The sequence below is a fragment of the Winogradskyella pacifica genome, from assembly GCF_013403915.1.
GTDB lineage: Bacteria > Bacteroidota > Bacteroidia > Flavobacteriales > Flavobacteriaceae > Winogradskyella > Winogradskyella pacifica.
Genome location: NZ_JABFDI010000004.1, coordinates 208,780 through 235,504, shown reverse-complemented (window position 1 = coordinate 235,504; position 26,725 = coordinate 208,780). Strand labels below are relative to the sequence as shown.

Annotated in this window: 30 protein-coding genes; 14 read left to right on the top strand and 16 right to left on the bottom strand. The window is 33.0% G+C overall.

All coding sequences use genetic code 11. The features are described from left to right. Window positions 1-95: 95 nt before the first annotated feature. From HM984_RS05755 to HM984_RS05735, 5 genes are all read left to right on the top strand, one after another. Window positions 96-1,853 (top strand): M14 family metallopeptidase, encoded by a 1,758-nt coding sequence (locus HM984_RS05755; protein ID WP_179348468.1) that lies wholly within the window; start codon window positions 96-98, stop codon window positions 1,851-1,853. 208 nt (window positions 1,854-2,061) lie between these two features. Beyond that, window positions 2,062-3,507: a RimK family ATP-grasp domain-containing protein gene (locus HM984_RS05750; protein WP_179348467.1), complete on the top strand. Its 1,446-nt coding sequence runs from the start codon at window positions 2,062-2,064 to the stop codon at window positions 3,505-3,507. A 92-nt stretch (window positions 3,508-3,599) separates the two neighbouring features. Then, complete coding sequence (locus HM984_RS05745) at window positions 3,600-4,826, top strand: glutamate-cysteine ligase family protein (protein WP_179348466.1); 1,227 nt, start codon at window positions 3,600-3,602, stop codon at window positions 4,824-4,826. Window positions 4,827-4,908: 82 nt separating this feature from the next. Beyond that, window positions 4,909-5,604 (top strand): N-formylglutamate amidohydrolase, encoded by a 696-nt coding sequence (locus HM984_RS05740; protein ID WP_179348465.1) that lies wholly within the window; start codon window positions 4,909-4,911, stop codon window positions 5,602-5,604. Between the two features lie 59 nt (window positions 5,605-5,663). Further along, on the top strand, window positions 5,664-6,542 hold the full coding sequence (locus tag HM984_RS05735; RefSeq protein ID WP_179348464.1) for a bile acid:sodium symporter family protein: 879 nt from the start codon (window positions 5,664-5,666) through the stop codon (window positions 6,540-6,542). 28 nt (window positions 6,543-6,570) lie between these two features. Here HM984_RS05735 and HM984_RS05730 read toward each other — a convergent pair whose 3' ends face one another. Beyond that, window positions 6,571-7,152 (bottom strand): NUDIX hydrolase, encoded by a 582-nt coding sequence (locus HM984_RS05730; RefSeq protein ID WP_115810997.1) that lies wholly within the window; start codon window positions 7,150-7,152, stop codon window positions 6,571-6,573. 120 nt (window positions 7,153-7,272) lie between these two features. Here HM984_RS05730 and pyrE point away from each other — a divergent pair, with 120 nt between their 5' ends. Both pyrE and HM984_RS05720 read left to right on the top strand, forming a co-directional pair. Next, window positions 7,273-7,917 (top strand): orotate phosphoribosyltransferase, encoded by a 645-nt coding sequence (gene pyrE, locus HM984_RS05725; RefSeq protein ID WP_179348463.1) that lies wholly within the window; start codon window positions 7,273-7,275, stop codon window positions 7,915-7,917. Window positions 7,918-8,002: 85 nt separating this feature from the next. Further along, complete coding sequence (locus HM984_RS05720; protein WP_179348462.1) at window positions 8,003-8,398, top strand: SRPBCC family protein; 396 nt, start codon at window positions 8,003-8,005, stop codon at window positions 8,396-8,398. 14 nt (window positions 8,399-8,412) lie between these two features. Here HM984_RS05720 and HM984_RS05715 read toward each other — a convergent pair whose 3' ends face one another. After that, window positions 8,413-9,144, bottom strand: a complete 732-nt coding sequence (locus HM984_RS05715) for a biotin--[acetyl-CoA-carboxylase] ligase (protein ID WP_179348461.1) — start codon at window positions 9,142-9,144, stop codon at window positions 8,413-8,415. Window positions 9,145-9,238: 94 nt separating this feature from the next. On the opposite strand from HM984_RS05715, the gene rsfS reads away from it, so the two are divergent. From rsfS to HM984_RS05685, 6 genes are all read left to right on the top strand, one after another. Beyond that, window positions 9,239-9,610, top strand: a complete 372-nt coding sequence (rsfS, locus tag HM984_RS05710) for a ribosome silencing factor (RefSeq protein ID WP_115811005.1) — start codon at window positions 9,239-9,241, stop codon at window positions 9,608-9,610. A 17-nt stretch (window positions 9,611-9,627) separates the two neighbouring features. Further along, window positions 9,628-11,616: an ATP-dependent zinc metalloprotease FtsH gene (ftsH, locus tag HM984_RS05705; RefSeq protein WP_179348460.1), complete on the top strand. Its 1,989-nt coding sequence runs from the start codon at window positions 9,628-9,630 to the stop codon at window positions 11,614-11,616. A 110-nt stretch (window positions 11,617-11,726) separates the two neighbouring features. Beyond that, window positions 11,727-12,335, top strand: a complete 609-nt coding sequence (locus tag HM984_RS05700; protein WP_115811009.1) for an LUD domain-containing protein — start codon at window positions 11,727-11,729, stop codon at window positions 12,333-12,335. Continuing rightward, window positions 12,335-13,150, top strand: a complete 816-nt coding sequence (locus HM984_RS05695) for a phosphatidate cytidylyltransferase (protein ID WP_115811011.1) — start codon at window positions 12,335-12,337, stop codon at window positions 13,148-13,150. Before HM984_RS05700 ends, HM984_RS05695 begins: the two co-directional genes overlap by 1 nt. A gap of 12 nt (window positions 13,151-13,162) precedes the next feature. Continuing rightward, window positions 13,163-13,816 carry a phosphatidylserine decarboxylase family protein gene (locus HM984_RS05690; protein WP_179348458.1) on the top strand — a complete coding sequence of 218 codons (654 nt, stop codon included), beginning with the start codon at window positions 13,163-13,165 and terminating at the stop codon, window positions 13,814-13,816. After that, window positions 13,817-14,083, top strand: coding sequence for an acyl-CoA-binding protein (locus HM984_RS05685; RefSeq protein ID WP_115811015.1), 267 nt, complete (start codon window positions 13,817-13,819; stop codon window positions 14,081-14,083). 232 nt (window positions 14,084-14,315) lie between these two features. On the opposite strand, the gene HM984_RS05680 is transcribed toward HM984_RS05685, so the two are convergent. Together HM984_RS05680 and HM984_RS05675 are read right to left on the bottom strand one after the other, a co-directional pair. After that, on the bottom strand, window positions 14,316-15,227 hold the full coding sequence (locus tag HM984_RS05680) for a dimethylarginine dimethylaminohydrolase family protein (protein ID WP_115811017.1): 912 nt from the start codon (window positions 15,225-15,227) through the stop codon (window positions 14,316-14,318). Between the two features lie 155 nt (window positions 15,228-15,382). Next, on the bottom strand, window positions 15,383-16,669 hold the full coding sequence (locus HM984_RS05675) for a citrate synthase (protein WP_115811019.1): 1,287 nt from the start codon (window positions 16,667-16,669) through the stop codon (window positions 15,383-15,385). Window positions 16,670-16,843: 174 nt separating this feature from the next. Between HM984_RS05675 and HM984_RS05670 the strand changes: the two genes are divergently transcribed. Beyond that, window positions 16,844-17,602 (top strand): DUF481 domain-containing protein, encoded by a 759-nt coding sequence (locus tag HM984_RS05670; protein WP_179348456.1) that lies wholly within the window; start codon window positions 16,844-16,846, stop codon window positions 17,600-17,602. 439 nt (window positions 17,603-18,041) lie between these two features. Here the strand turns inward: HM984_RS05670 and eno are convergent, their stop codons facing one another. From eno to rpmD, 12 genes are all read right to left on the bottom strand, one after another. Continuing rightward, window positions 18,042-19,337, bottom strand: coding sequence for a phosphopyruvate hydratase (gene eno, locus HM984_RS05665; RefSeq protein WP_115811023.1), 1,296 nt, complete (start codon window positions 19,335-19,337; stop codon window positions 18,042-18,044). 185 nt (window positions 19,338-19,522) lie between these two features. After that, the gene (carA, locus tag HM984_RS05660; RefSeq protein WP_179348455.1) at window positions 19,523-20,626 is read right to left on the bottom strand and encodes a glutamine-hydrolyzing carbamoyl-phosphate synthase small subunit; all 1,104 of its coding nucleotides are present in this window, start codon (window positions 20,624-20,626) and stop codon (window positions 19,523-19,525) included. A 360-nt stretch (window positions 20,627-20,986) separates the two neighbouring features. Next, the gene (rplQ, locus tag HM984_RS05655; RefSeq protein WP_179348453.1) at window positions 20,987-21,466 is read right to left on the bottom strand and encodes a 50S ribosomal protein L17; all 480 of its coding nucleotides are present in this window, start codon (window positions 21,464-21,466) and stop codon (window positions 20,987-20,989) included. Window positions 21,467-21,582: 116 nt separating this feature from the next. Then, entirely contained in the window at window positions 21,583-22,575 is a 993-nt protein-coding gene (locus HM984_RS05650; protein ID WP_020897632.1) for a DNA-directed RNA polymerase subunit alpha, read from the bottom strand. A 94-nt stretch (window positions 22,576-22,669) separates the two neighbouring features. Continuing rightward, the gene (gene rpsD / locus HM984_RS05645; RefSeq protein ID WP_115811292.1) at window positions 22,670-23,275 is read right to left on the bottom strand and encodes a 30S ribosomal protein S4; all 606 of its coding nucleotides are present in this window, start codon (window positions 23,273-23,275) and stop codon (window positions 22,670-22,672) included. A 216-nt stretch (window positions 23,276-23,491) separates the two neighbouring features. Further along, window positions 23,492-23,875 carry a 30S ribosomal protein S11 gene (rpsK, locus tag HM984_RS05640; protein ID WP_020897634.1) on the bottom strand — a complete coding sequence of 128 codons (384 nt, stop codon included), beginning with the start codon at window positions 23,873-23,875 and terminating at the stop codon, window positions 23,492-23,494. A gap of 101 nt (window positions 23,876-23,976) precedes the next feature. Next, window positions 23,977-24,351 carry a 30S ribosomal protein S13 gene (gene rpsM, locus HM984_RS05635; RefSeq protein ID WP_115811029.1) on the bottom strand — a complete coding sequence of 125 codons (375 nt, stop codon included), beginning with the start codon at window positions 24,349-24,351 and terminating at the stop codon, window positions 23,977-23,979. Window positions 24,352-24,353: 2 nt separating this feature from the next. Next, window positions 24,354-24,470, bottom strand: a complete 117-nt coding sequence (ykgO, locus tag HM984_RS05630; protein ID WP_008269159.1) for a type B 50S ribosomal protein L36 — start codon at window positions 24,468-24,470, stop codon at window positions 24,354-24,356. Between the two features lie 4 nt (window positions 24,471-24,474). Continuing rightward, on the bottom strand, window positions 24,475-24,690 hold the full coding sequence (gene infA / locus HM984_RS05625) for a translation initiation factor IF-1 (RefSeq protein ID WP_007094967.1): 216 nt from the start codon (window positions 24,688-24,690) through the stop codon (window positions 24,475-24,477). A gap of 9 nt (window positions 24,691-24,699) precedes the next feature. Beyond that, window positions 24,700-26,064 (bottom strand): preprotein translocase subunit SecY, encoded by a 1,365-nt coding sequence (gene secY, locus HM984_RS05620; RefSeq protein WP_115811031.1) that lies wholly within the window; start codon window positions 26,062-26,064, stop codon window positions 24,700-24,702. Window positions 26,065-26,073: 9 nt separating this feature from the next. Then, a complete protein-coding gene (gene rplO, locus HM984_RS05615) occupies window positions 26,074-26,526 on the bottom strand; it encodes a 50S ribosomal protein L15 (RefSeq protein WP_115811033.1) in 453 nt (150 codons plus the stop codon). Window positions 26,527-26,541: 15 nt separating this feature from the next. Next, window positions 26,542-26,721, bottom strand: a complete 180-nt coding sequence (gene rpmD, locus HM984_RS05610; protein ID WP_020897638.1) for a 50S ribosomal protein L30 — start codon at window positions 26,719-26,721, stop codon at window positions 26,542-26,544. Between the last annotated feature and the right edge of the window lie 4 nt (window positions 26,722-26,725).

Sequence of the window (26,725 nt, the reverse complement as noted above, 5' to 3'; positions counted from 1 at the left end):
CAAGATTAGCTTTAAGCTTTGATTATAATACCAAAGCTAAGTTTATATGATTTCATGTTAATAAATATAAGTAATTTTAGCTAAATTTCTAGACCATGAAAAAACTATTAGTATTAGCCTTATTGCTAGTTGCTTGTAATAACAAAACAGAAAAACAAGATTCGGAAAATAAAACTGCAGAAATAGATTTCACAACGGTTTTCGAAAAAAGTGAAGGTTTTGAAACCGCAACTTATCAAGAAACCATAAAATACTATGAAGACTTAGCTAACGGTTACACTGAAATTTCGATCCAAGAAATTGGCGAAACAGACTCAGGAAAACCACTACATATAGTAACATTAAACATGAAAGGTTCTGGAGATAACTTTGAATCGCTGAGACAAAACAATAGAATTCTATTAGTTAATAATGGTATTCACCCTGGAGAATCTGATGGTATTGACGCAACTATGATGTTGTTTAGAGATATTGTTCAAGGTAAAATAGAGGCTCCTAAAAATACGATTGTAGTTACCATTCCAATATATAATGTGGGTGGCAGTTTAAATAGAAATTCAACGACACGCACCAATCAAAACGGTCCGAAGGCTTATGGGTTTAGGGGCAATGCAAGAAACTATGATTTAAACCGAGATTTTATAAAAGCCGATACTAAAAATGCCAAAGCTTTTACCAAAATATTTCATTTAGTACAGCCAGATGTTTTTATTGATAACCACGTTAGTAATGGAGCTGATTATCAGTATACATTAACCCATTTATTTACTCAACACAATAAATTAGGAGGTGAACTTGGTGAATTTATGCATTCTGAGGTAATGCCAACATTAGAGCAAAAACTTGAAGCAAAATCTTGGGACATCACTCCTTATGTTAACGTATTTAACCGCACACCAGATTCTGGATTTACACAATTTTTAGACACTCCAAGATATTCTACAGGGTATACAACGTTATTTAACACCCTAGGAATGATGATAGAAACACACATGCTAAAACCATACAAACAACGCGTAGAAGGTACTTACGAATTAATGAAAAGCATGATTGAAATCACAGAAGAACAAGGAGATAAAATTGCAAAACTCAAGAAAGAACAAACCAAGTTATGGGCAGCAGGTGATCGCTATCCGTTAACTTGGACTGTAGACACAAGCCTTACCTCTACTCTAAAATTTAAAGGTTATGAAGGAGAAATGATTCCTAGTGAATTTACTGGTGCAAAACGTTTAAAATACGATCGATCAAAACCATTTACAAAAGACGTTACATATCAAAATTATTTTAAAGCAACAGATTCTGTCATAATCCCAAAAGCTTATATTATTCCACAAGGCTGGCACAGTGTCATTGATTTATTAAAGCTGAACAACGTCGCATTCACACAATTTAAAAATGACACCACATTAACCGTTGAATCCTATAAAATTGGAAGCTTCGAAACTCGCACATCTCCATACGAAGGTCATTATGCACATTACAAAACAAGTGTTAACACCTCTAGTGATAAAGTAACTTTTAGAAAAGGTGATTATCTAATTTCTACGAATCAAGATGCCATTCGTTATCTATTAGAAACGCTAGAACCTTCTGCTCCAGATTCATTCTTTAACTGGAATTTCTTCGATACTATTTTACAACAAAAAGAAGGATTTTCACCTTATGTTTGGGAAGATAAAGCGGAACAACTTTTAAAGAGCAACCCAAAACTTGAAATAGAATACAATGTAAAAATCAGTTATGACGAAGATTTTGCTAATAGTTGGTATGCCCAATTAGATTGGCTGTATAAGCAGAGTAAGAACTATGAAAAAGCGCATTTACAGTATCCTGTTTACCGTGTAAAATAGATTTTAATTCGCTAGGTTTTATGGAATAAATTAACCTAACATAAACCTAAAAACACTTGTCTAAAACGGATTGACATATTAAAACAATAGTCCTTAGGAAAGCATTAAATGACCTTAAAAAAAAGCTGATATTTTTTTTTACACCTGTAAAACCAATCAAAAAATAATATACATTTGTTCAAAATTATAATAGCGTAACGCGCTCTAAATGAACAAATACATTGTTGTTAATCAACCTGAAAAATGGAACTTTTCAATTGATAATATAACCGTAATTTCCTCTCAAGATTATCTTACAAATCCTAAGTATTCCTTATTAAAAAATGCACGAATTTTTAATTTATGCAAGGACTACTCGTACCAATCCAAAGGCTATTACGTATCTCTTTTGGCAGAAGCCAGAGGTCACTTACCGATTCCAACTACAAAAAACATTGTAGACCTTAAAGCTTTAAAATTGGTCAGAATCGTTTCTGATGAGTTTGATGATGTTATTCAACAAAGTTTAAAAAATATAAAGTCGCAAGATTTTACGTTGAGTATCTATTTTGGGCAAAACGTCGCACAGAAATACAAAAACTTAAGTGCCTTGTTTTACAAGCATTTTCAAGTTCCATTTTTACGTGTAAACTTTAATCATACTACCAAGTGGAATATTCAGAGTATAAAGGCGATTTCTGAAGCCGAAATTCCAGTAGAACACATGTCTAGCGTCCGCGAATTTGCGAACCAGTATTTTGCAAAAAAGCGTTACGATACCGCAAAAGTTACGAATTACGATTTCGATTTAGCCATATTAGTTAACCCAAGCGATCCAGCACCTCCAAGTAATGCTAAAGCCTTAAAAAAGTTTATAGAAATCGCGGAGAAGATGAATATCTATGCCGAAATTATTGAGCCTAAAGACTTGTCTCGCTTATCATCTTTTGACGCGTTATTTTTAAGACAAAGCACCGAAGTCAATAATGAAGCTTACACCTTTGCTCGAAAAGCACAGCAAGAAGGTATTGCAATAATTGATTATCCGGATGCTATTTTAAAATGTTGCAATAAAGTGTATATGGCAGAAGCCATGAATAATGCTAATATCAGCACACCAAAAACAGTTATAGTACATAGCAATAACCGAAATGCGGTCTTAGAACAAACAGGATTACCTTGTGTTTTAAAAGCACCTGACTCTACGTTTTCTTTTGGAGTAAAAAAGGCAAAAACGAAAGACGAATACAATGCTTTAGTTACCGAAATGTTAAAGGAATCTGATTTGATTATTGCGCAAGAATTTTGTCCATCAGATTACGATTGGCGTATAGGCATTATTGATAATAAACCATTTTATGCCTGTAAATATTATATGGCAAAAGGCCATTGGCAGATCTATAACTGGAAAGCAACAGACAAAAATGACCAAGATGGAGATGCCGACTGTTTACCTATAGAAGATGTGCCAAAAAACGTGATTGATATTGCCTTAAAATCCGCAAAACTAATGGGATTAGGACTTTACGGTATTGACATTAAAGTTGTAGACGGCAAACTGATGGTTATAGAAATTAATGATAACCCAAATATAGATTTTGGAGTAGAAGATGCACATTATGGTGATTTGGTTTACACTGAAATTCTATTAGCCTTAAAAAAACGATTAGAGTAGCACACTGAATGATCCATGTTATGAGTTTCGATTAATCCGAAAAACGATTAATAACCAATGACATGTGACTATTAAAACACAATATTAAATACATGAAAAAAAAATATCATTTATTCGAAGTTTACGGTATTGAACTCGAATATATGCTTGTTAAAAATGACAGTTTTAAAGTTGCACCACAAGTAGATGAACTTTTAACCCTAAAAGCAGGAGAATTAAAAGCAGACATTGAAAATGGCGACATTGCATGGAGTAACGAATTGGTTGCTCATGTCATAGAACTAAAAACAAACGGACCTACAAAAAGCACGGATGATTTAGCAGAGAAATTCCACAAGAATATTCTAGAAATCGATGCACTTTTAAATCCGCTGAACTTACAACTTTTAGGTTCTGCTTCACATCCATTAATGAATCCAAACACCGACACGCAACTTTGGAAACATAGCTATAGTGAAGTCTATGCACTTTACAATACTATTTTTAATTGTAAAGGTCATGGTTGGAGTAATGTACAAAGTACACATATTAATTTACCGTTTTATGATGATAAAGAGTTTGAAAAACTACACGCAGCCATTAGAATAATCTTACCATTATTACCGGGGCTTTGTGCTAGCTCGCCAATACTAGAAGGCAACATTACAGGTTTTAAGGACACGCGACTAGAATTTTATAAAACCAATCAGAAGGAAATTCCGGAGTTGACAGGCATGGTCATTCCAGAACGTGTATTTTCAAAATTAGATTATCATGCTACCATTTTTGAACCGATAAAACGTGCGATACGCCCTTATGATAAAAACAAGATTCTAGACCAGCACTTTTTAAACTCTCGTGGAGCTATTGCTCGTTTTGACCGCAATGCTATTGAAATTCGTTTAATGGATATTCAAGAATGTCCTAAGGCAGATATTGCTATTTGTGCTTTAGTTATTGAAGTTTTAAAAGCTTTAATCAATAAGAAATTCGGTTCTTTAAAAGATCAAAAAGTTTGGACTAAGGATCAGTTGTTTCCTTTTTTAAACGATGCTATAAAACAAGGCGAAGAATCTTTAATTGAAGATGAAGATTATTTGAAATTATTCAATTTGAAGTCAACTACATCCGTAAAAAACGTCTGGAATCATTTGTACCAAACCGTAAAACCGAAAGTGCATAAATCACATCACCAAGCCATTGAATTGATTTTGGAACAAGGCACATTAGCAACACGATTATTAAAAGCTGTTGGGAATGATACTTCTGAAGCCCATATTATTTCGGTTTATCGTGATATGCAAATGTGTTTAAAAACGAATGAACTATTTCAGCCGTGAAACATCCATAACTAGGCTTTGACACACAAGAGTATAATTAAAAGCATGAACCACGTGACCTAAAACCGACACGAATAAACATATGAAACTGATTTTGACATGCGAACATGCAGGACATGAAATTCCTGATACGTACAAAAAACACTTCAACAATAAAGCAGTTTTAAAAACTCATCGTGGCTATGATTTGGGAGCATTAGATCTGTTTCAACATTTAAAACCGCTGTCTGACGCATCTTATTTTAGTACTACGAGTCGTTTGTTGGTAGAGTTGAATCGGTCATTATTTAGTAAACAACTTTTTTCAGAATTTAGTAATGGCTTATCTAAAAATGAGAAGTCAGAAATTCTTGAAACATATTATTTTCCTTATAGAACGGAAATTGAATATAAAATAGCAGAATACGTAAAAAACAAACAGCACGTTCTACATCTCTCTATCCATAGCTTCACCCCAAATCTAAATGGAGAGGAACGTAAAGGCGACATTGGATTACTTTATGATTCACGTCGTAAAAAGGAACAAGAATTTTGTAAAGAGTTTAAAAGTGAACTTCTAAAACAAGCCTCAAATTTAAACGTTAGATTTAATTATCCATATCTCGGAAAAGCAGATGGTTTCACTACATTTTTAAGAAAGCAATTTCCAACTAATTATTTAGGCATTGAGATTGAGGTCAATCAGAAGTTTGTTAAGAAAAACACCATGAGTTTAAAGTTGAAGCAAACCCTTTTTAACACCATAAATAATTTAAAATCAACACAGAGCATTTTTTAGACACTTGAGCTTTTAAAATTAAAAGTTTAAATTCGTCTTAAACTTGATAATAATAAATTATGTCTATCGCCGAGCTTATTAGCAATGTATTCTTACCATTATCTTTAGCTATTATTATGCTAGGAATGGGAATGACTTTAACGCCAATAGATTTTACCAGGCTTGCTAAATATCCCAAAGCCGTTTTAATTGGTCTTACTAATCAACTCGTGCTACTGCCTCTTATTGGTTTTTCATTAGCGACTGCGTTTAATTTAAGTCCAATAATGGCCGTTGGATTAATAATATTGGCAACCTGTCCTGGTGGCCCAACAAGTAATCTAATCACACAAGTCTGCAAAGGCAATATTGCGTTATCCGTTACTTTAACTGCCATTACTAGCTTTATAAGTATTATAACCATTCCTTTTATTTTATCCTTTGCTTTAGACTATTTTGGAACAGACGAAGCCACTACAATTAAATTACCCATTTTTGATACCATTCTTCAAATAATGGGCATAACTGTTATTCCTATTTCTATAGGTATGCTTATTCGAAAGTTCAAGATTAAATTTGCTTTACGAATGGAAAAACCTATGCGTATGGCGTCTACCGTAATTTTCACTTTAGTCTTTATAGCTGTAATTCTAGCAAATTTCGATATCTTAAGTACTGCAATGAGAGAAGTTGGCCTAGTTACATTACTATTAAATATTACAACAATGGGATTAGGCTATTTAACCGCTAGATTGTTTAAATTGAAATTAAAGGATGTCATTTCAATTACAGTTGAGAGTGGCATACAAAACGGAACATTAGCGTTTGTAATTGCAACTTCAATATTGCATAATGTAGAAATGGGTATTCCTACTGGTGCTTATGCCATTTGGATGTTTATTACTGGCGGCATTTTAATGTGGCAACTTGGAAAAAGGCCCGAAGCTACTTCGGAATAAAAAAGATTTATAAAACGGTTAGACATATTTAAACCAAAATCCGAATATTAGCATAGCTATTCTCCAAAGCTCTTTGAGAAGCTTTATCATCTAACCATTCAACTTTAGTGATGCCTTCATTTTCTTGTGGAAATAACTCTCCTTCAAAATCGGTTGTCATTTCAAACCAATACGTCACTTTAATTTTGTGTTTACCGTTTCGTTTAAAAATATGATAGGTTGTTGGTAGCGGTTTGGTAATTTTCAAACCTTCAACACCGGTCTCCTCTTCTACTTCGCGAATGGCAGTTTCTTCAATCGATTCGTTACGTTCCGCTTTTCCTTTTGGCAAATCCCATTTATCATTTCTAAAAATAAAAAGAATTTCATTTTTAGAGTTATAAGCCTTTCCACCACCTGCAACTACATTGGGTAACAGCTTCAAGAACTTTTTGAGTAACTTATCTTCATTTTTATGAATTAAGTGTACCGCTTTCAAATCCGTATTATTCAAGGTTTTTATTACCTTACCAATATTTACAGACTTTAAAAGAAAGGATTTAAAATCAGTTTCTTTTGTTACTTCAGTAGTTAAAATTATAGGTTTATCACCTACATAAATAGTGTACATCGCTTGCGTTTGTTTCAACTTTCCTTTTGTAAATTTATTATTTTTTATGAGAAACCATTTGAAATGAAATTTATTTTCGTTTAAAATTTTCTAACCTCGAAAAATCATTATTTTTGTAACATGATTTTTAACAAAGATACTGCCAAAAAAACAGCAGAAGTTTTACTGCAAATTAATGCTATAAAATTACAACCCAACGATCCTTTTACTTGGGCTTCTGGCTGGAAATCTCCTATTTATTGCGATAACAGAATTGTGCTATCGTTTCCGCCTATTAGAAACTATATTAGAGCGACAATAGCTAAAAACATAGAAGAGCTTTATGGCAAACCAGATGTAATTGCTGGAGTTGCAACAGGAGCGATTGGTATTGGTGCTTTAGTCGCAGAATACTTAAACCTACCTTTTGTTTACGTAAGACCAGAAGCAAAAAAACATGGTCGCCAAAACCAAGTTGAGGGCTTTTTAGAAAAAGGGCAAACCGTTGTTGTGGTTGAAGATTTAATTAGCACAGGAATGAGCAGTCTTAATGCTGTACAAGCTTTAAAAGAAGCCGAAGTGAATGTAAAAGGCATGGTCGCTATTTTCTCTTATGGATTTGATGTCGCTAAAAAGAATTTTGAAGATGCTAATGTTGAACTGCACACGCTCGGTAACTACGAAAACTTATTAGAACAAGCTGTTGAAACCTTCTATATCACCAAAGACCAACAAGACATTTTAGCACAATGGAATGCCAATCCTAGTGAATGGAACGCTAATTGATATAGCATATAGTGAAATTGTTGAGTCATTTAGCAAAAAAACCTAAAACCTAACAACAAGCAAAAAATAACATAATACACTACCAATGAAATTAGAATCCCCAAAAGTAACCTTAGATAAATCTGCAGAAGAAACTTTTAATTTTCTATCTGACGTTAAAAATTTTGAAAACTTAATGCCTGAAAACATTAGCAAGTTTGAAGTTTTAGAAAATGACAAATTTCTATTCGCATTGAAAGGAATGCCAGAGATTATATTAAAGAAAAAAGAAGTTATTCCTCACAGTAAAATAGTTCTAGGTGCTGCAGGCGGAAAATTAGACTTCGCTTTAGTTGCCAATATCACAGAAGTTGAGCCAAACAAAACTGAAGTTAAATTAAATTTCGAAGGAGAATTTAACGCTATGATGGGAATGATGATAAAAGGCCCTATCAGTAAATTTATTGAGACTTTAGTAACCAATATGAAGACCGCAGTGTAATTGCAACAAAGAAATTAATACATTAACTTAATCTCTTTAAGATCGAAGGTTTTTATAACACCATCTTCTGTCCAAACTTGTAATTGGCCGTTTTCAGTTACACCCTGTATAATACCAGAAAAGCTATCATTTTTAGACGTTCTAAAAGTTGATGGCTTATTTTTTCTAAAAAGGAGACTTTCATATTCCGTCTTAATTTCAAGAAATTGTTTAGATTCAAGTAAATCAAAATGGATTTTTAATTGCTTTAATACTTCAGAAAGCACTTCGTCTTTATTATAAATCACTCCCGAAACTAGACTCATCGAAGAGGCTTGAGGTAAATTATTGAAGAATTTCTGATTTACATTGAGCCCAAATCCAATTATGGAGCCTTGCAGATTATTATTTTTTATGACATTTTCAATTAAAATGCCACATAATTTAGTGTCTGCTGACAAAATGTCGTTAGGCCATTTAATACGTAATTGCGGTATTTTAAAGGTTCTTAAAGCTTTAATAAGCGCTAAAGAAACAGCCATACTTATATAAAACTGTTCTGTAATACTAAAATACGGCAGTCTTTTAAACACACTCGCTGTAAGGTTCTTACCACTTTCTGCTTTCCATTTTGCACCCATTTGGCCTCTACCTTTTGTCTGTAATTCTGCAACCACAACGGTATAATCTATAGGTAAAGCCACAGTAGACAAATCTTTTAGATATGTGTTTGTAGAGTCAATGGCATTAAGTTTGATTATGTACATTTAATAGGCAATTTTATTTTATAGTTTTCTTATGACATTAAGCGCATACAAGAACTAAAAAAATAATAACTTTGCACAAAATTAATACAATTTAATGAAGAAAGATAAAATCCCTACAGACCAACTTATTACATCAATTATTGGAGGTATTGAAGATGTTAAAGGAAAAGAGATAACACTATTAGATTTACGAGACATAGAAAATACGGTTTGTGATTATTTTATTATCTGCGAAGGTACTTCAAACACACAAGTAAACGCAATCGTCGGTTCCATACAAAAGCAAGTTAGCAAAACACTTAAAGACAAACCATGGCACATTGAAGGCACAGAAAACGCAGAATGGGTACTAATGGATTATGTTAATGTTGTGGTACATGTATTTCAAAAACATATAAGAGAATACTACGATATTGAAGAGCTTTGGGGAGATGCAAAAATAACCCAAATAGAAACTAGTTACTAAAACGAGAAACGCTACGAATGGCTAAAGACAATAAAAACTTAAACAAAAAACCTAAATTGAATCCGTATTGGATTTACGGAATTATCATTGCTGTATTCTTATCTATTCAGATTTTTTCTGGCGGATTTGGGGAATCTACAGGTACACAAACAACTCCGGCACAATTCTTAACTTATTTAAGTCAAGGTGAAGTTGATAAAATTGAAATTGTAAACAAAAGAGAAGCTAGAGTTTTCTTAACAAAAGAAGCCAAAGAGCAATCTCCGCATAAAAAAACAAATTCTAATTCTATATTTCCATCTGTAACTCCTGTTCCAAATTATAAGTTTGAATTTGGTGATCTTCAGAATTTTGAAAAAGAAGTTAATGAAGTTATTAAAGACAATAATCTCAACACAGAGTTAGTTTATGAAACGGAACATAATGTTTGGGGCGATTTCCTATTAACCTTATTACCGTTTGTTGTGATCATTGGAGTGTGGATTTTTATAATGCGTCGTATGTCTGGTGGCGGAGGCGGAGGAGCTGGTGGACAGATTTTCAATATCGGAAAATCTAAAGCGAAACTCTTTGATGAAAAAATAGATACAAAAACATCATTTAAAGATGTTGCAGGTTTAGAAGGTGCAAAAGAAGAAGTACAAGAAATTGTAGATTTCTTAAAATTCCCTGAAAAATATACCGCTTTAGGTGGTAAAATTCCAAAAGGGGCATTACTTGTAGGACCTCCAGGAACTGGTAAAACATTATTAGCAAAAGCTGTTGCCGGAGAGGCAAAAGTGCCTTTCTTTTCTTTATCTGGATCAGATTTCGTAGAAATGTTTGTTGGAGTTGGTGCGTCTAGAGTAAGAGATTTATTTAAGCAAGCTAAAGAAAAATCACCTTCAATTATCTTTATTGATGAGATTGACGCTATTGGTAGAGCTAGAGGAAAAAATAACATGTCTGGTTCTAACGACGAACGTGAAAACACCTTAAATCAACTTTTAACAGAAATGGATGGTTTTGGTACTAATACAAACGTTATTGTATTAGCTGCAACAAACCGTGCAGATGTTTTAGATAGTGCATTAATGAGAGCTGGTCGTTTTGACCGCCAGATTTATGTAGATCTTCCAGATGTTAGAGAGCGTAAAGAAATTTTTGAAGTGCATTTACGTCCACTTAAAAAAGAAGAAACTTTAGATATTGATTTCTTAGCCAAACAAACACCTGGTTTCTCTGGTGCAGATATCGCTAACGTTTGTAACGAAGCAGCATTAATTGCAGCAAGAAAAGGAAAGAAAGCAGTAAACAAACAAGATTTCTTAGATGCTGTCGATAGAATTATTGGTGGGTTAGAGAAGAAAAACAAAATTATAACCCCTGCAGAAAAGAGAGCTGTTGCTTTTCATGAAGCTGGTCACGCTACTGTAAGTTGGATGTTAGAGCATGCTGCTCCATTAGTAAAAGTAACTATTGTTCCTAGAGGACGTTCTTTAGGTGCGGCTTGGTATTTACCAGAAGAGCGCTTAATTGTACACCCAGAACAAATGTTAGATGAAATGTGTGCTGCATTAGGTGGTAGAGCTGCTGAAAAAGTAATCTTTGATAAAATTTCTACAGGTGCTTTAAGTGACTTAGAAAAAGTAACGAAACAAGCCAGAGCTATGGTAACTGTTTACGGACTTAGTGACAAAGTAGGTAACCTAACTTATTATGATTCTTCTGGACAATCAGAGTACGGTTTTACAAAGCCATACAGTGAAAAAACAGCAGAACTTATAGATCAGGAGATTTCTGATATTATTGAAGAGCAATATCAACGCGCTATAAAATTATTAGAAAACAATAAGGATAAGCTAACAGAGTTGGCAGAAGTCTTATTAGACAAAGAAGTTATTTTTAAGGATAACCTTGAAAAAATCTTTGGAAAACGTGCTTTCGAAAATCCTGCTACCATAGAGGAGGAAATGAAAGAAGCAATTGATGATGTTAAAGAAGAAATTAAGAAAGAGGAAGAATAAAAACCTCCACATCTTACAATCATATAAAAAACTTAAATTAACCCCTTGTTAATTTAAGTTTTTTTATATTTGAGAATTACACCTATATAAGGATTAATCGCAATTATTGAATGAGCTTATTTCGTAAATTCTTCGGAAAAAAATCTGATCAAACTGAAGAAAACATACCAAATCATGAACGTGGCAAATATATGCCAGAAGTAAAGTTACCTGTAGATGAACGTTTTACAATTAACTTCAAACGCAATGGTGGTAAGTTTTTATATTGTGAAAATCTTGAAGAAGTAAAGGAAAGTTTTAATTCTATCTTAGAGGAGAATAATTGGCATAATGATAAAGTTTTTCTAATAGATCAACGTCTAACAGAATTATTTAAAGATTTTAACCTTAATAGTAGTACAAAACTCTCAGAAAGTGCTTATTTTTTATCTACTTGTGAGTATTTAATTTCTGACGATGGCTCATTATTGATTTCTTCAAATCAAATTGCTGAAAAAAAATTAATAGAATTACCAGATCATTTTATAATCTATGCTACAACTAGTCAGTTTGTAGAAACAATTGGAGAAGGTTTAAAAGGTATTAAGGCTAAAAGTAAAACCAAAATACCAACAAACATCACTACAATAAAGCATTTTAAAACAGCTGACGATAAAGACTTTCTAACTTACGGAAGTAGTTCAAAAAACCTATACCTACTTTTATTAGAAGACTTATAATGAAAGAACTAGCCATAAGAGCCATTTCTGGTGCTATCTATGTTTTACTTCTAATAGGTTCACTTTACTCACAAATAGCTTCTGTTATTTTAATTGGAGTGTTTGGTATCATCTGTTTAACAGAATTAAGCCGCCTTATAAAGCTTAAATCTTTTATGCAATATCTCGTATTTCTTATTTTATATGGAGGCTTTTGGTATTTAAGTGTCAATAAGTCAACAAATTTAATGAGCGATGAAGCCATTCAAATTCTATTAGTAATTACCATATTTGTCAACCTTATTTTAATCAAGGATTTATTTGCCTCAAAACGGATTCCTCTTTTTGAATCTAAGCGTTATATTGTAGCTGCATTTTATTTGGCTAGTGGTTTTGTGTTTATGTTACTCATTGCCAACTACCACAATGAATTTACACCACTTTTATTACTAGGCGGATTTATACTCATATGGGTTAATGATAGTGCAGCATACATTGTTGGAAAGAATTTTGGTAAACAGAAATTATTCCCGAGTATATCACCGAAAAAAACGGTTGAAGGTTTCTTAGGTGGTTTATTTTTTGCCTGTATTTCTAGTTATTTTATTGCTTCTTACTCAGAAACGCTTACGTTTACACCATGGTTAATATTAGCCATTATCGTTAGTGTTTTTGGTACATTTGGTGATTTAATAGAATCTAAATTTAAACGGCAAGCTGGTGTTAAAGATAGCGGAGTAATAATGCCAGGACATGGAGGGCTTTTAGATCGACTAGATAGTATTATCTTTGCGGCACCATTTATATATTTATTTTTAAGAATTATACACTTTTAAGCAATTAAAACTATGTTTCACAAAGAAGGCCATAAAATTATATTTATTACATTAGTAATAGTTGTCGGTTCATTTTTTTTAATTGATGAATTCATTATTAATGAATGGTTAAGAAAAGGATTGATGCTAGCCATTTTAGTATTCTTTATTCTCATTTTACAGTTCTTTAGAAACCCTAAGCGCAACACGCATTCTAACGAAAAACAAGCTTTATCTCCTGTTGATGGTAAAGTGGTGGTTATCGAAGAAGTTGAAGAAAATGAGGTTTTTAAAGATAAGCGTATTCAAGTTTCTGTATTTATGTCTCCTATCAATGTACATGTTACACGTTACCCAATTTCTGGAAATGTGACTTTTAGCAAGTATCATCCAGGGAAGTTCTTAGTGGCTTGGCATCCAAAAGCAAGTGAAGAGAATGAGCGTACTACTGTAGTCGTTGAAAATAACCATTTTGGTAAAGTTTTATACAGACAAATTGCCGGTGCATTAGCGAAACGTATTGTTAACTATGCTAAGGTTGATACTAAAATAGAACAAGGAACTGATTCTGGATTTATAAAATTTGGCTCGCGTGTTGATTTATTCTTACCTTTAGATGCTGATATTAAAGTAGAACTTAATCAAAAAGTTCGCGGTGGTGAAAGTATCATTGCAGAAATGAAATAAATGACTTCCAAAGAATTAGACATAGAATTTAAAGATGCTGTAGATCGTGTAAACGACCATACAGAACCGTTTCCCGCGGATTTTTTACTTCGCCTCTACGCTTATTTTAAAAAAGCAACCAATAATTATGATCGACCAAGCAGTCGTAAACCCATAATTAATGCGTTTAAGGCAAATGCTTTATTTCAAATAAAAGATATTTCTAAAGATGAAGCGAAACAAGAGTATATCAATCTTGTTACCAACTATTTTTTATATCGTAAGTAACGAATATAAAAGACTTAAACCGCTTTACTGTTAGACATGAGCGTTTTATGATTTGAGTTTTTATTTTAATAAAAACAGCGCCCAAGCGTAAAACCACTCAATTTTACTCAATTAAAGTTAGCAACTCAAAACTATAAATAGTAATACGTATTACGTCTTTTACTGTCTTACGTCTTTGTTCTTTCTTCTTAACTCTTGATTCTTGATTCTTGATTCAAAAAACACAACAAAATCAATCCCTCACCAACGGCAGTGTAGAACACCTTAGTAAACCTTCTTGTTTCGCAATCTCTGTATAAGGAACTTCTTCTACGGTAAAACCATTTTCTCGTAACCAAGTATTTAGTCTGGTAAAGTTTTTTTCCGAAATAATAACATCTTCAGAAATTGAAAATATATTACTATTCATACTATACATTTCCTCTTTTGTGATTTCGAAGACATTCTCTTTCCCGAAGAAATTCAGCAACCATTCATATTCCCTTTCAATTAAGAATCCATTTTTATGAAGTATCGCTTTATCTTTTCCTATGGGTTGAAAACAACAATCTAAATGAAGCGCATTTTCTTTAGGATCTGTATTTGACTTACGAAGTTCAAATGCTTTCACTGTTTTATGCGGAAACAATTCCTGTATAGCAATTACAGCATCCATATTAGTCCTCGCAGTAATATAGTCTGAATAGTCTTCACCTGAATAGGTTCCGATAAACACAAAATCATTCCAAGGCATCACATCACCTCCTTCAACATGGCACTCTTCTGGAAGAATGATAATGTTCTCTTCCCCTATTTCTTCAATTACATGATGGATTGCTTCGTACTCTCTCTCTCTATCTGGTAATATATTAGCTTTTATCAATTTATCTTCGATTACGAAAGCTATATCTCTAGAAAAGATTTGGTTGTAGTCCTTGATGACCTCAGGTCTATAAACTTTAATATCATATTTTTCAAACACTTTAGCAACCGCATCCATTTCTTTATGCATATCACTTTCTTTAGGATACGTGCCTGCCTTAATGTGCAGAATAGATTTGGGGTCGTAAGCTTCTTCAATAGATGGAATAGAACCAATACTTTCGGCTGTACCTAAAATAACAGATCTAAGGCGTGAAGTTTCGTTTTGTATATTAAGTTTCATATGTTACTTTTTATGCTTTTCAATGGTCATTTATTACAGTCTGATTATAACATTATTAGTATAACTCGACTGCTTTTTTATGACTATTCCAAATGACTAAAAACAGAAAAAGCTCCATAAATATCTATGAAGCTTTTATTTATTAATTCAAAGAATTATCTTTTATCAATAGACTTAAAGTCTCTATGAGTTTCTCCTATGTATAATTGTCTCGGACGACCAATAGGCTCATTACGCATACGCATTTCTTTCCATTGTGCAATCCAACCTGGTAAACGCCCCATAGCAAACATTACAGTAAACATTTCTACCGGAATTCCCATAGCTCTATAAATAATACCAGAGTAGAAATCTACATTTGGATATAGTTTTCTATCCACAAAGTACGGATCTTCTAAGGCTTCTTTTGCTAAGCCTTTTGCGATATCTAAGATAGGATCATCAATTCCTAAATCTGCTAAAACTTCATCCGCTGCTTGCTTAATAATAAGTGCTCTAGGATCAAAGTTTTTATAGACTCTGTGACCAAAGCCCATTAAACGGAAAGGATCATTTTTGTCCTTAGCTTTAGCCATATACTTTTTAGTATCTCCACCATCAGCTCTAATAGCTTCAAGCATTTCTAAAACCGCTTGGTTAGCACCACCATGAAGTGGTCCCCAAAGCGCAGAAATACCAGAGGCAAGTGATACAAATAAACCTGCATGAGAAGAACCTGCTATTCTTACTGTTGATGTAGAACAATTCTGTTCGTGATCTGCATGTAAAATTAAGAGTTTATCTAAAGCATTTACTAAAATTGGATTTTGTTCGTAATCGCCACTTGGGCTCTTAAACATCATTTTTAATAAATTCTCTACGTAACCTAATTTATTATCTCCGTAATCTAATGGAAGACCATTCTTTTTACGCAATGTCCAAGCCACTAAAACAGGGAATTTAGCTAAAATTCTAACAATAGCTTTATACATTTCTTCTTCAGAACTAACATCTACTGTAGATGGATAGAATGCAGTAAGCGCACTAGTTAATGAAGATAACACTCCCATTGGGTGTGCTGATTTTGGAAATGCATCTAAAATCTTTTTGATATCATCATCAACAACTGAATGTGCTTTAATATCAGTATCAAATTTTGTTAATTCTTCTTTGGTTGGTAATTCACCGAAAATAAGAAGAAAAACGACTTCTAAAAAACTAGCTTCTTCAGCTAATTCTTCAATAGAATACCCTCTATATCTTAAAATTCCTTTTTCACCATCTAGAAATGTAATAGCACTTTCACAACTTCCTGTATTTTTATAGCCTGGATCTAAGGTAATAACACCACCTGTTGAACCTCTTAAACTTTTTATATCAATAGCGACTTCTTTCTCTGTTCCAGTTATAATAGGGAACTCATACTTTTCGCCATTAATTTCTAATGTAGCTTTATCTGACATATTTTCTTTTCGGATTTTAATAAATTATAAGGATTGTAAATTTACAAAATATCAAACGATTTCTAAAGCAGATTTATAATGGTTTTAACAATTTCAAGCTGTTCTATTAAATTACTATAATTATAGCGAATTGAAATGCACAAAATGGTATTATTTTTGACCTTTATTTTGAATATGAAACATTTTATCCTTCCTCTTTTTTTCTTATTATTTAGTGTTAATTCTATGTATTCGCAAATTGTGAATGTAGAATCCTTAAGACGTGTTTCTGATACTTCGAAATGGTCTGGTGCTGCAAGTTTAGATATTGGACTTATTAAGAACACACAGTCTATTTTTAAAGTCACCAACAATTTGAGGCTTCAATACAATACAGGAAGAAGCCTTTATCTTTTTATTAATGATTTAAAGCTTGAGCAAATTGAAGACAATTCTTTTGTGAACAAAGGCATTCAGCATATCAGATATAATAGGAAAATTACAGAACGTTTAAAGCTTGAAATCTTTGCGCAAAGTCAGTACGATGCTATTTCCGATATAAAGTTTAGAGGATTATTAGGTGTTGGACCACGATTTAAACTCTCTAAAAATGACAATTACAGGTTTTATTTAGGAACACTATTAATGTTTGAACACGAAGAATCCTCGGATCAAAGTATTGAGATTCTAAGAGATTTTAGAGGTAGTATCTATTTTTCTAGTAGCTTATATCCTTTAGAAAATATATCTATAGTGAGCACTACATATTACCAGCCACTATTGAAACAGTTCTCAGATTTTAGGATTTCGAATCAAACGTCTCTCGGTATTAAAGTCTTAAAAAATCTATTATTTAAAACGGCGTTCACCTATAATTTTGATGCTAGTCCTATTCTTGGTATTCCTAAAACGCAGTATGAGTTGACTAATGGGATTGTTTATACGTTTGATTGAAATAAGATATAAGAGCGCTACGCTTTTAGAAACAAGAACATAGACTCCATTGTAATTAACTAATGAACTAATTGGACATAGTAGAAAACTAATACATTTTACCTAATAATAATAATAATAATAAAGGTTTAATGGTTTAATGGTTTAATGGTTTAATGGTTTAATGGTTTAATGGTTTAATGGTTTAATGGTTTAATGGTTTAATGGTTTAAAATGGTTATTCTACTTATCTCGCTTTATTAGTGCACAAAACTTATTGTAATTTTATTAAATCTGGGGCATAAAAAAACCATCTAAAATTTAATCTTTTAGATGGTTTTGCATTTATAGTATATGTAACTGTTAGTTTCTTTGAGTACAATAGATAAAATAGTAATACCGAATCTATTGCATTTCGACTGCGCTCAATGTGACAATCTTATACAAAAAACTATTTTAACTAAGCTTTCACTTTAAAAGCATTCGCTCCAGGAAAATAAGCAACACTTCCTAATTCTTCTTCAATACGTAATAATTGATTGTATTTTGCCATACGATCACTACGAGACGCAGAACCTGTTTTAATTTGTCCACAGTTTAATGCTACGGCTAAATCTGCAATAGTATTATCTTCTGTTTCACCAGATCTGTGAGACATTACAGAGGTATAACCTGCATTATGTGCCATGTTTACAGCTGCAATAGTTTCAGTTAACGTACCAATTTGGTTGACTTTAATTAAAATAGAGTTAGCAATACCATTTTCTATACCGCGAGATAAACGCTCTACGTTAGTTACGTATAAATCGTCACCCACTAATTGTACTTTATCTCCAATTCTTTCAGTAAGGTATTTCCATCCATCCCAATCGTTTTCATCCATACCATCCTCAATTGAAATGATAGGATATTTTTCAGAAAGTTCAGCTAAATAATCAGCCTGTTCTTTACTTGTTCTAATCACTCCAGAATCACCTTCAAATTTCTTATAATCGTATTTTCCATCTACAAAAAATTCAGCAGCAGCACAATCTAAAGCCAACATGATGTCTTCTCCGAAGGTATAACCTGCTTTTTCAACCGCTAATTTAATAGTGTCTAAAGCATCTTCAGTTCCACCAGCTAAGTTAGGTGCAAAACCACCTTCATCACCAACTGCCGTACTTAAACCTCTATCGTGTAATACTTTTTTAAGATTATGGAAAATCTCAGTTCCCATTTGCATGGCATGTGTAAAGTTTTTAGCTTTTACAGGCATTACCATAAATTCTTGAAATGCAATAGGTGCATCACTATGAGAACCACCATTAATGATATTCATCATTGGTAATGGTAATGTATTTGCAGAAACTCCACCAACATATCTGTATAATGGCATACCCAATTCGTTAGCAGCCGCTTTAGCAACCGCTAGAGACACTCCTAAAATTGCATTAGCACCTAATTTTGATTTGTTTGGAGTACCATCTAATTCAATCATCATTTGATCGATAGCATTTTGTTCGAAAACAGAAACTCCTAATAATTCTTGAGCAATTGTAGAATTTACATTTTCAACGGCTTTTAAAACTCCCTTACCCATATAAGTGTCTCCACCATCTCTTAACTCAACAGCTTCATGCTCACCAGTAGATGCACCAGATGGTACAGCTGCTCTTCCCATGATACCATTTTCTGTAGTAACATCAACTTCTACTGTAGGATTTCCTCTGGAATCTAAAATTTGTCTTGCGTGTACATTAATTATAATGCTCATTATATATTTTTTTTAGTTAACAATTTTAAACCTTAAAGTTGCATGTGAGCCCTTTAGGTTACCCAAATTTACGAAAATCTACAGCTTAAAACAGAACAAAAATCATATTTATGATTAATACTAACGATAATGATTTCGTAACTAAAAAAACGCAATAAAAAGGGTGTTTTATTGCGTTTTCTTTATTATTTATTTTTAATATTCTCTATAAACTGGTCAAACAAATACAAGGAGTCATTTGGTCCAGGACTTGCTTCAGGATGATACTGAACTGAAAAACAGTTTTTGTCTTTTAGTTTGATACCCGCAACCGTATGATCATTCAAATGCACATGTGTGATTTCAACATTAGCATTAGCTTCAGTTTCTTCTCTATTGATAGCAAATCCGTGATTTTGAGAGGTGATTTCACCTTTACCTGTGACTAAATTTTTTACAGGGTGATTGATACCTCTGTGACCATTGTGCATTTTATAAGTTGAAATGCCATTGGCCAAAGCAATGACTTGATGTCCTAGGCAAATTCCGAATAAGGGTTTGTTATTTGCAATAATCTCTTTAGCCAAATTGATAGCATCAGATAACGGTTCTGGATCACCAGGTCCGTTAGATAAGAAATAGCCATCTGGATTAAAAGCTTCTAAGTCTTCAAATTTTGCATTATATGGAAACACTTTTATGTAAGCATCTCGCTTAGCCAGGTTTCTAAGAATATTCTTTTTAATACCGATATCTAAAGCTGCAATCTTATATGTTGCGTTTTCATCACCAACGAAGTAAGGTTCTTTAGTTGACACCTTTGATGCCAATTCTAAACCTTTCATTGAAGGGAATTCTGCTAATTGCTTTTTAAGAGCTTCTATATTATCGACCTCAGTAGTAATTACAGCATTCATGGCACCATTATCTCTAATGTAGCTTACTAATGCTCTTGTATCTACATCTGCAATGGCTAAGGTATTATGCTTTTCAAAAAATTCTTCTAAGGACGCATCTGCTGCTGGTCTTGAATAATTAAAACTAAAATTCTTACAAATTAATCCTGCTATTTTAACATCATCAGACTCAACTTCTTCGGCTTTTGTACCGTAATTACCAATGTGTGCATTGGTGGTTACCATAAGTTGACCGTAATAAGAAGGATCCGTAAATATTTCTTGATAACCGGTTGTACCAGTATTAAAACAAACTTCACCAAAAGCAGAACCTTCTTTTCCTATGGACTTACCATGAAAAATTGTTCCGTCTGCTAAAAGAATAAGGGCTTTTTTTCTTTGTTTGTATTTCATTGTTGTTGCGTTGAGTCGTTTATTGCTATTAAATCGATGTTTATACTCGTTTTATTGTAGGTTATTTAGACCTGTGGTTTGCGTTAGTGATTGAACGGTTTGTTTGAGCTCCTCGCAGAGAGCGAGTAGTGAAAGCGCGACCGAATATGTTTTCTTAAAAACTTATTCGGTAACGCCCAAATTGTTCTTTTTTACTTTACAAAAATCCAAAAAAAAAGGATAAACTGAAACAGTCTATCCTTTTTATTTATTAATGCTTATTAACACTCGATAATCGAGATTTGTATAATACGAAAGCCAGTGTAAATTTTTTATTCACATTGAATTGAAAATCTTCTTGAACCTTCGTTAGCATATTTACTATTCTTCTTCTTCTTCGTTTGAAGCTTTAGATTCAGTAGCTGGAGCTGCAGCAGCTTTACTACCACCTCTTCTACTTCTACGTGTTGTTTTCTTAGGTGCTTTATCAGCGTTGTAGATTTCGTTGTAATCAACTAACTCTATCATTGCCATATCAGCGTTATCACCTAATCTGTTTCCTAATTTGATGATACGTGTGTAACCACCTGGACGGTCACCAATCTTTGGCGCTACATCTCTAAACAATTCTGCAACTACTTCTGTTTGTCTTAGCTTAGCCATAACAATACGTCTGTTGTGCGTCGTATCTGTTTTAGATTTTGTAATCATAGGCTCTACAAACTGCTTTAAAGCTTTCGCTTTTGCAACGGTAGTGTTAATACGCTTGTGCTCTATTAAAGAACACGCCATATTTGCTAACATTGACTTTCTGTGTGCTGTTTGTCTTCCTAAGTGGTTGAATTTTTTTCCGTGTCTCATGACTTTTGTTTTCTCATCTTGCTACTAAACTCTTTATTGAGGAGCAAAATATGATTATTAATAATTATTTAAAATATGAATGCCATTTCCATAAAAACAGAAATGGCAAACTATATTTAGTCTTTATCTAATTTATATTTGCTTAAGTCCATTCCGAAGTTTAAACCTTTTACATTCACTAGTTCTTCTAGCTCAGTTAAAGACTTCTTACCGAAGTTTCTGAATTTCATTAAATCGTTTTTATTGAATGATACTAAGTCTCCTAAAGTATCTACTTCTGCTGCTTTTAAACAATTAAGAGCACGTACAGAAAGATCCATATCAACTAATTTAGTTTTCAATAGTTGTCTCATGTGAAGTGATTCTTCATCATAAGTTTCAGTCTGTGCAATTTCATCAGCTTCTAAAGTGATACGCTCATCAGAGAATAACATGAAGTGGTGAATTAATATTTTAGCAGCTTCTGTTAAAGCATCTTTAGGATTGATAGAGCCATCAGTTCTAATTTCAAAAACTAATTTTTCGTAATCCGTTTTTTGCTCAACACGGAAGTTTTCGATAGCATATTTTACATTCTGAATTGGTGTAAAAATTGAATCCGTAAAGATGGTTCCAATTGCTGCTGAAGCTTTCTTATTTTCTTCTGCAGGAACGTAACCTCTTCCTTTTTCAATAGTTAATTCCATATTGATGTTTACTTTAGGATCTAAGTTACAGATAACTAAATCTGTATTTAATACTTGGAACCCAGAAATAAACTTCTGAAAATCACCAGCTGTAATTTGATTTTGTCCTGAGATAGAAATTGTAACAGTTTCGTTATCAACTTCATCAATTTGACGCTTAAAGTTAACTTGCTTTAAGTTCAAAATCATTTCAGTAACATCTTCTACTACACCTGCAATTGTAGAAAACTCATGATCTACACCTTCTATTCTCACAGAAGTAATTGCAAAACCTTCTAAAGAAGATAATAATACTCTTCTTAAAGCATTACCAACAGTTAATCCGTATCCTGGTTCTAAAGGTCTAAATTCAAATTTACCTTCGAAATCAGTAGAATCAATCATGATTACTTTATCTGGTTTCTGAAAATTTAATATTGCCATACTATTCTTCGTTTTAATTGTTATTTAGTTGCGCGATTTATAAGTATGAAGAAGACAAATAAATCCTTTGGCTAAATACCAATATGATTAGTTATTATTTAGAGTAAAGTTCAACGATCAATTGTTCGTTGATTTGTTCTGGAATCTGGATTCTTGCAGGAACAGCAACATAAGTACCTTCCATTGTGCTTGTATTCCAAGTAATCCATTCAAAAACATTGCTAGAATTAGACAATGAATTTTGTATTGCTTCTAATGATTTAGACTTTTCTCTAACACCTACAACATCACCAGCTTTTAATTGGTAAGAAGGAATGTTTACCTTTTCACCGTTTACTGTGATATGTCTGTGAGATACTAATTGTCTTGCACCACTTCTAGAAGGAGAGATTCCCATTCTGTAAACAACGTTGTCTAAACGAGACTCACATAATTGAAGTAAAACTTCACCTGTAATTCCTTTTGCAGACGTTGCTCTTTTGAACATGTTTCTGAATTGCTTTTCTAAAATACCATAAGTATATTTAGCTTTTTGCTTTTCCATTAACTGAACTGAGTATTCAGATTTTTTCCCACGACGTCTAGCGTTTCCGTGTTGTCCTGGAGGATAATTTCTTTTTTCGAAGGCTTTGTCGTCTCCGAAGATAGCTTGTCCAAATTTACGAGCTATTTTAGTTTTAGGACCAGTATATCTTGCCATTTTAAATTGTTTTTTTAAGAGTGATAATTGAATTAAGGTCTTAATCTTATCCTTCAAAAATCGTTGATCTCTTGTTGATACTTGTTAATATTTTTCAGTTTGCAAATTTATACAAAATAAACTAATATCAGCACATAAATGTGAGATATTAGTTTATTAATAAATTTGAGTAAGTATTTCTAACTGTTATAATTAGAAAACTGAATAGAATTCAGATTAAACTCTACGTCTTTTTGGTGGACGACAACCGTTATGTGGTAATGGAGTTACATCAATGATTTCTGAAACTTCAATACCAGCATTGTGTATAGATCTTATTGCAGATTCTCTACCGTTACCAGGTCCTTTAACGTATACTTTTACTTTCTTTAAACCAGCTTCTTTAGCTACTGCCGACGCATCTTCTGCAGCTAACTGCGCAGCGTAAGGTGTATTCTTTTTAGAGCCTCTAAAGCCCATTTTACCAGCTGATGACCAAGAAATAACGTCACCTTTTTTGTTTGTTAAAGAAATAATGATGTTGTTGAAAGATGCTGTAATATGAGCTTCTCCTATTGCATCAACTATAACTTTACGTTTTTTAGTACTTGCTTTTGCCATTATATGTTTAGCTTTTAGTATTAGTTTATAGTCGCTAGAATCCTAAACCGTTAAATTTCAAACAGATTCTTTCCAACGTCTAATAGACTAAAGACTATTTATTATTTAGTTACTTTCTTCTTGTTAGCAACTGTTTTACGTCTTCCTTTTCTTGTACGTGAGTTATTCTTAGTACGTTGTCCTCTTAACGGAAGCCCAACTCTATGACGTATACCTCTGTAACATCCAATATCCATTAATCGCTTAATGTTCATTTGTGTTTCAGAACGTAATTCACCTTCAATCTTAAAAGTACCAACAGTTTCACGGATTGCTCCAATTTCATCGTCAGTCCAATCTTGAACTTTAGTGTTTTCGTCTACTTTAGCTGCTGCTAAAATTTCTTTAGATCTACTTCTACCTACTCCGTAGATATAAGTTAAAGAGATAACTCCTCTTTTCTGTTTTGGTATGTCTACACCTGCAATTCTTGCCATAATTACCCTTGTCTTTGTTTGAATCTAGGATTCTTTTTGTTAATGACGTAAAGTCTACCTTTTCTGCGCACCAACTTACAGTCTGCGCTTCTTTTCTTTACTGATGCTCTAACTTTCATCGTATTAGTATCTATATGTTATGCGAGCCTTCGTTAAATCGTAAGGACTCATTTCTAATTTCACTTTATCTCCTGGTAGTAATTTAATATAATGCATACGCATTTTACCAGAGATATGTGCAGTCACTATATGACCATTTTCTAATTCAACACGAAACATAGCATTAGATAATGCCTCTATAATTGTACCGTCTTGTTCTATTGCCGCTTGTTTTGCCATAATTAAATCTTATTGCGCAACCGCTTTTCTGTTCTTACCTGTTTTCATCAAACCATCATAATGCTTATTTAATAAATAAGAATTAATTTGTTGCATAGTATCAATAGCTACACCTACCATAATTAATAGTGATGTTCCTCCAAAGAATAATGCCCAGCCCGGTTGCACGCTCATTAATTTCATAACAAATGCTGGAAAAACAGCAACTAAAGCTAAAAATATAGAACCTGGTAAGGTTATCTGTGACATAATTTTATCTAGATACTCAGAGGTTTCTGATCCCGGACGTATGCCTGGAATAAATCCACCACTACGTTTTAAATCATCTGCCATTTTGTTTGTCGGTACTGTAATTGCCGTATAAAAATAGGTAAATACTATAATTAATAAAGCAAATATTAGATTGTACCAAAACCCAAACATATCTTGAAAATTAGTTTGCATCCAAACTCCCGTGCTTGTATCCTTCAACCAAGAAGAACCACCTATTAAACTTGGAACAAACATAATAGCTTGAGCAAATATAATTGGCATTACACCAGAAGCGTTTAATTTTAATGGTAAAAACTGACGCGATCCGAAAACATTCTTTTCATAACCTCCAGAAGCAGTCCTTCTTGCGTATTGAACAGCTATTTTTCTAACTGCCATTACTAAGAATACTGATGCTAATATAATTAAGAACCATATTACCATTTCTATTAAGATCATCATAAATCCACCGTTACCACCTTCTAAACGAGACGCGGCATTTTGAATAAATGATTGTGGTAATGTTGCAATGATTCCAACCATAATTAGTAATGAAATACCATTCCCTATTCCTTTATCTGTAATTTTTTCACCTAACCACATTGCGAATACACAACCTGTTACTAAAATAATTACCGAAGAAAAGTAGAATATATTTTCACTAAAGCCAGGTACTAACATAGCACTCATTGAAGAGGAACCTGATAATCCTGGAATACTAGCTAAATAGCCTGGAGCTTGCACCATACAAATACCGATGGTTAACCAACGTGTAATTTGTGTGATTTTCTTCTGACCACTAGCTCCTTCTTTCTGAAGTTTTTGTAAATAAGGAATCGCAATACCCATTAATTGAACAACAATGGAAGCAGAAATGTAAGGCATAATACCTAAAGCAAATACTGAGGCGTTAGCGAATGCTCCACCTGTAAATGCATTTAACAATCCTAATATACCACCATCCATACCAGCTTGTAAACCACCTAATGAATCAATATTAATACCTGGTAATACTACCTGAGCACCAAAACGATACACTAATAACAGACCTAAGGTTAGAATAATTCTATCCTTAAGTTCTGTGATTTTCCAAACGTTTTTTAATGTTTCTATTATTTTCATCCTATAATCTTATAAAGTTACAGCTTCACCACCAGCAGCTTCAATAGCAGCTTTTGCCGTAGCAGTAAATTTATGAGCAGTTACTGTTAATTTTGATTTTAACTCTCCTCTACCTAAGATTTTAACTAGCTCATTTTTACCAGCTAATCCCAAAGTTACAAAAGATTCAAAACTAACACTATCCTCGATTACTTTTTCATCTATTAACTTTTGTAAAGTATCTAAGTTTATACCTTGATATTCTATTCTGTTAATATTTGTAAATCCAAATTTAGGAACACGTCTTTGTAATGGCATTTGACCACCTTCAAATCCTAATTTCTTAGAATAACCTGAACGAGACTTTGCACCTTTGTGACCACGAGTTGCAGTACCACCTTTACCAGATCCTTGTCCACGTCCAATACGTTTTCCTTGATTTTTTACTGAACCTTCTGCAGGTTTTAAATTACTTAAATCCATTTTTAAGTTATATTATTAAGCTTCCTCTACAGAAACTAAGTGTTCAACTTTCTTAACCATACCAAGGATGTTTGGTGTGGCGTCGTGCTCTACAACTTGACCAATCTTCTTTAGACCTAAAGCTGCTAATGTAAGCTTTTGTCTTTTAGTACGATTGATTGCGCTTTTTACTTTCTTTACTTTAATCTTTGCCATCTTA

Bases quoted from the DNA above. Each gene is read 5' to 3' on its own strand.
- HM984_RS05720 (WP_179348462.1), top strand. From the start codon at position 8,003: ATGAAATTAGAATCCCCAAAAGTAACCTTAGATAAATCTGCAGAAGAA.
- HM984_RS05740 (WP_179348465.1), top strand. From the start codon at position 4,909: ATGAAACTGATTTTGACATGCGAACATGCAGGACATGAAATTCCTGAT.
- HM984_RS05730 (WP_115810997.1), bottom strand. From the start codon at position 7,152: ATGTACACTATTTATGTAGGTGATAAACCTATAATTTTAACTACTGAA.
- HM984_RS05680 (WP_115811017.1), bottom strand. From the start codon at position 15,227: ATGAAACTTAATATACAAAACGAAACTTCACGCCTTAGATCTGTTATT.
- rpsM (WP_115811029.1), bottom strand. From the start codon at position 24,351: ATGGCAAGAATTGCAGGTGTAGACATACCAAAACAGAAAAGAGGAGTT.
- rpmD (WP_020897638.1), bottom strand. From the start codon at position 26,721: ATGGCAAAGATTAAAGTAAAGAAAGTAAAAAGCGCAATCAATCGTACT.
- rplQ (WP_179348453.1), bottom strand. From the start codon at position 21,466: ATGAGACACGGAAAAAAATTCAACCACTTAGGAAGACAAACAGCACAC.
- HM984_RS05690 (WP_179348458.1), top strand. From the start codon at position 13,163: ATGTTTCACAAAGAAGGCCATAAAATTATATTTATTACATTAGTAATA.
- pyrE (WP_179348463.1), top strand. From the start codon at position 7,273: ATGATTTTTAACAAAGATACTGCCAAAAAAACAGCAGAAGTTTTACTG.
- HM984_RS05685 (WP_115811015.1), top strand. From the start codon at position 13,817: ATGACTTCCAAAGAATTAGACATAGAATTTAAAGATGCTGTAGATCGT.
- HM984_RS05650 (WP_020897632.1), bottom strand. From the start codon at position 22,575: ATGGCAATATTAAATTTTCAGAAACCAGATAAAGTAATCATGATTGAT.
- HM984_RS05700 (WP_115811009.1), top strand. From the start codon at position 11,727: ATGAGCTTATTTCGTAAATTCTTCGGAAAAAAATCTGATCAAACTGAA.
- HM984_RS05745 (WP_179348466.1), top strand. From the start codon at position 3,600: ATGAAAAAAAAATATCATTTATTCGAAGTTTACGGTATTGAACTCGAA.
- ftsH (WP_179348460.1), top strand. From the start codon at position 9,628: ATGGCTAAAGACAATAAAAACTTAAACAAAAAACCTAAATTGAATCCG.
- eno (WP_115811023.1), bottom strand. From the start codon at position 19,337: ATGAGCATTATAATTAATGTACACGCAAGACAAATTTTAGATTCCAGA.
- HM984_RS05670 (WP_179348456.1), top strand. From the start codon at position 16,844: ATGAAACATTTTATCCTTCCTCTTTTTTTCTTATTATTTAGTGTTAAT.
- HM984_RS05735 (WP_179348464.1), top strand. From the start codon at position 5,664: ATGTCTATCGCCGAGCTTATTAGCAATGTATTCTTACCATTATCTTTA.
- HM984_RS05755 (WP_179348468.1), top strand. From the start codon at position 96: ATGAAAAAACTATTAGTATTAGCCTTATTGCTAGTTGCTTGTAATAAC.
- ykgO (WP_008269159.1), bottom strand. From the start codon at position 24,470: ATGAAAGTTAGAGCATCAGTAAAGAAAAGAAGCGCAGACTGTAAGTTG.
- rsfS (WP_115811005.1), top strand. From the start codon at position 9,239: ATGAAGAAAGATAAAATCCCTACAGACCAACTTATTACATCAATTATT.
- secY (WP_115811031.1), bottom strand. From the start codon at position 26,064: ATGAAAATAATAGAAACATTAAAAAACGTTTGGAAAATCACAGAACTT.
- HM984_RS05750 (WP_179348467.1), top strand. From the start codon at position 2,062: ATGAACAAATACATTGTTGTTAATCAACCTGAAAAATGGAACTTTTCA.
- rpsD (WP_115811292.1), bottom strand. From the start codon at position 23,275: ATGGCAAGATATACTGGTCCTAAAACTAAAATAGCTCGTAAATTTGGA.
- rplO (WP_115811033.1), bottom strand. From the start codon at position 26,526: ATGGATTTAAGTAATTTAAAACCTGCAGAAGGTTCAGTAAAAAATCAA.
- HM984_RS05675 (WP_115811019.1), bottom strand. From the start codon at position 16,669: ATGTCAGATAAAGCTACATTAGAAATTAATGGCGAAAAGTATGAGTTC.
- carA (WP_179348455.1), bottom strand. From the start codon at position 20,626: ATGAAATACAAACAAAGAAAAAAAGCCCTTATTCTTTTAGCAGACGGA.
- HM984_RS05715 (WP_179348461.1), bottom strand. From the start codon at position 9,144: ATGTACATAATCAAACTTAATGCCATTGACTCTACAAACACATATCTA.
- HM984_RS05695 (WP_115811011.1), top strand. From the start codon at position 12,335: ATGAAAGAACTAGCCATAAGAGCCATTTCTGGTGCTATCTATGTTTTA.
- infA (WP_007094967.1), bottom strand. From the start codon at position 24,690: ATGGCAAAACAAGCGGCAATAGAACAAGACGGTACAATTATAGAGGCA.
- rpsK (WP_020897634.1), bottom strand. From the start codon at position 23,875: ATGGCAAAAGCAAGTACTAAAAAACGTAAAGTTATAGTTGATGCAATA.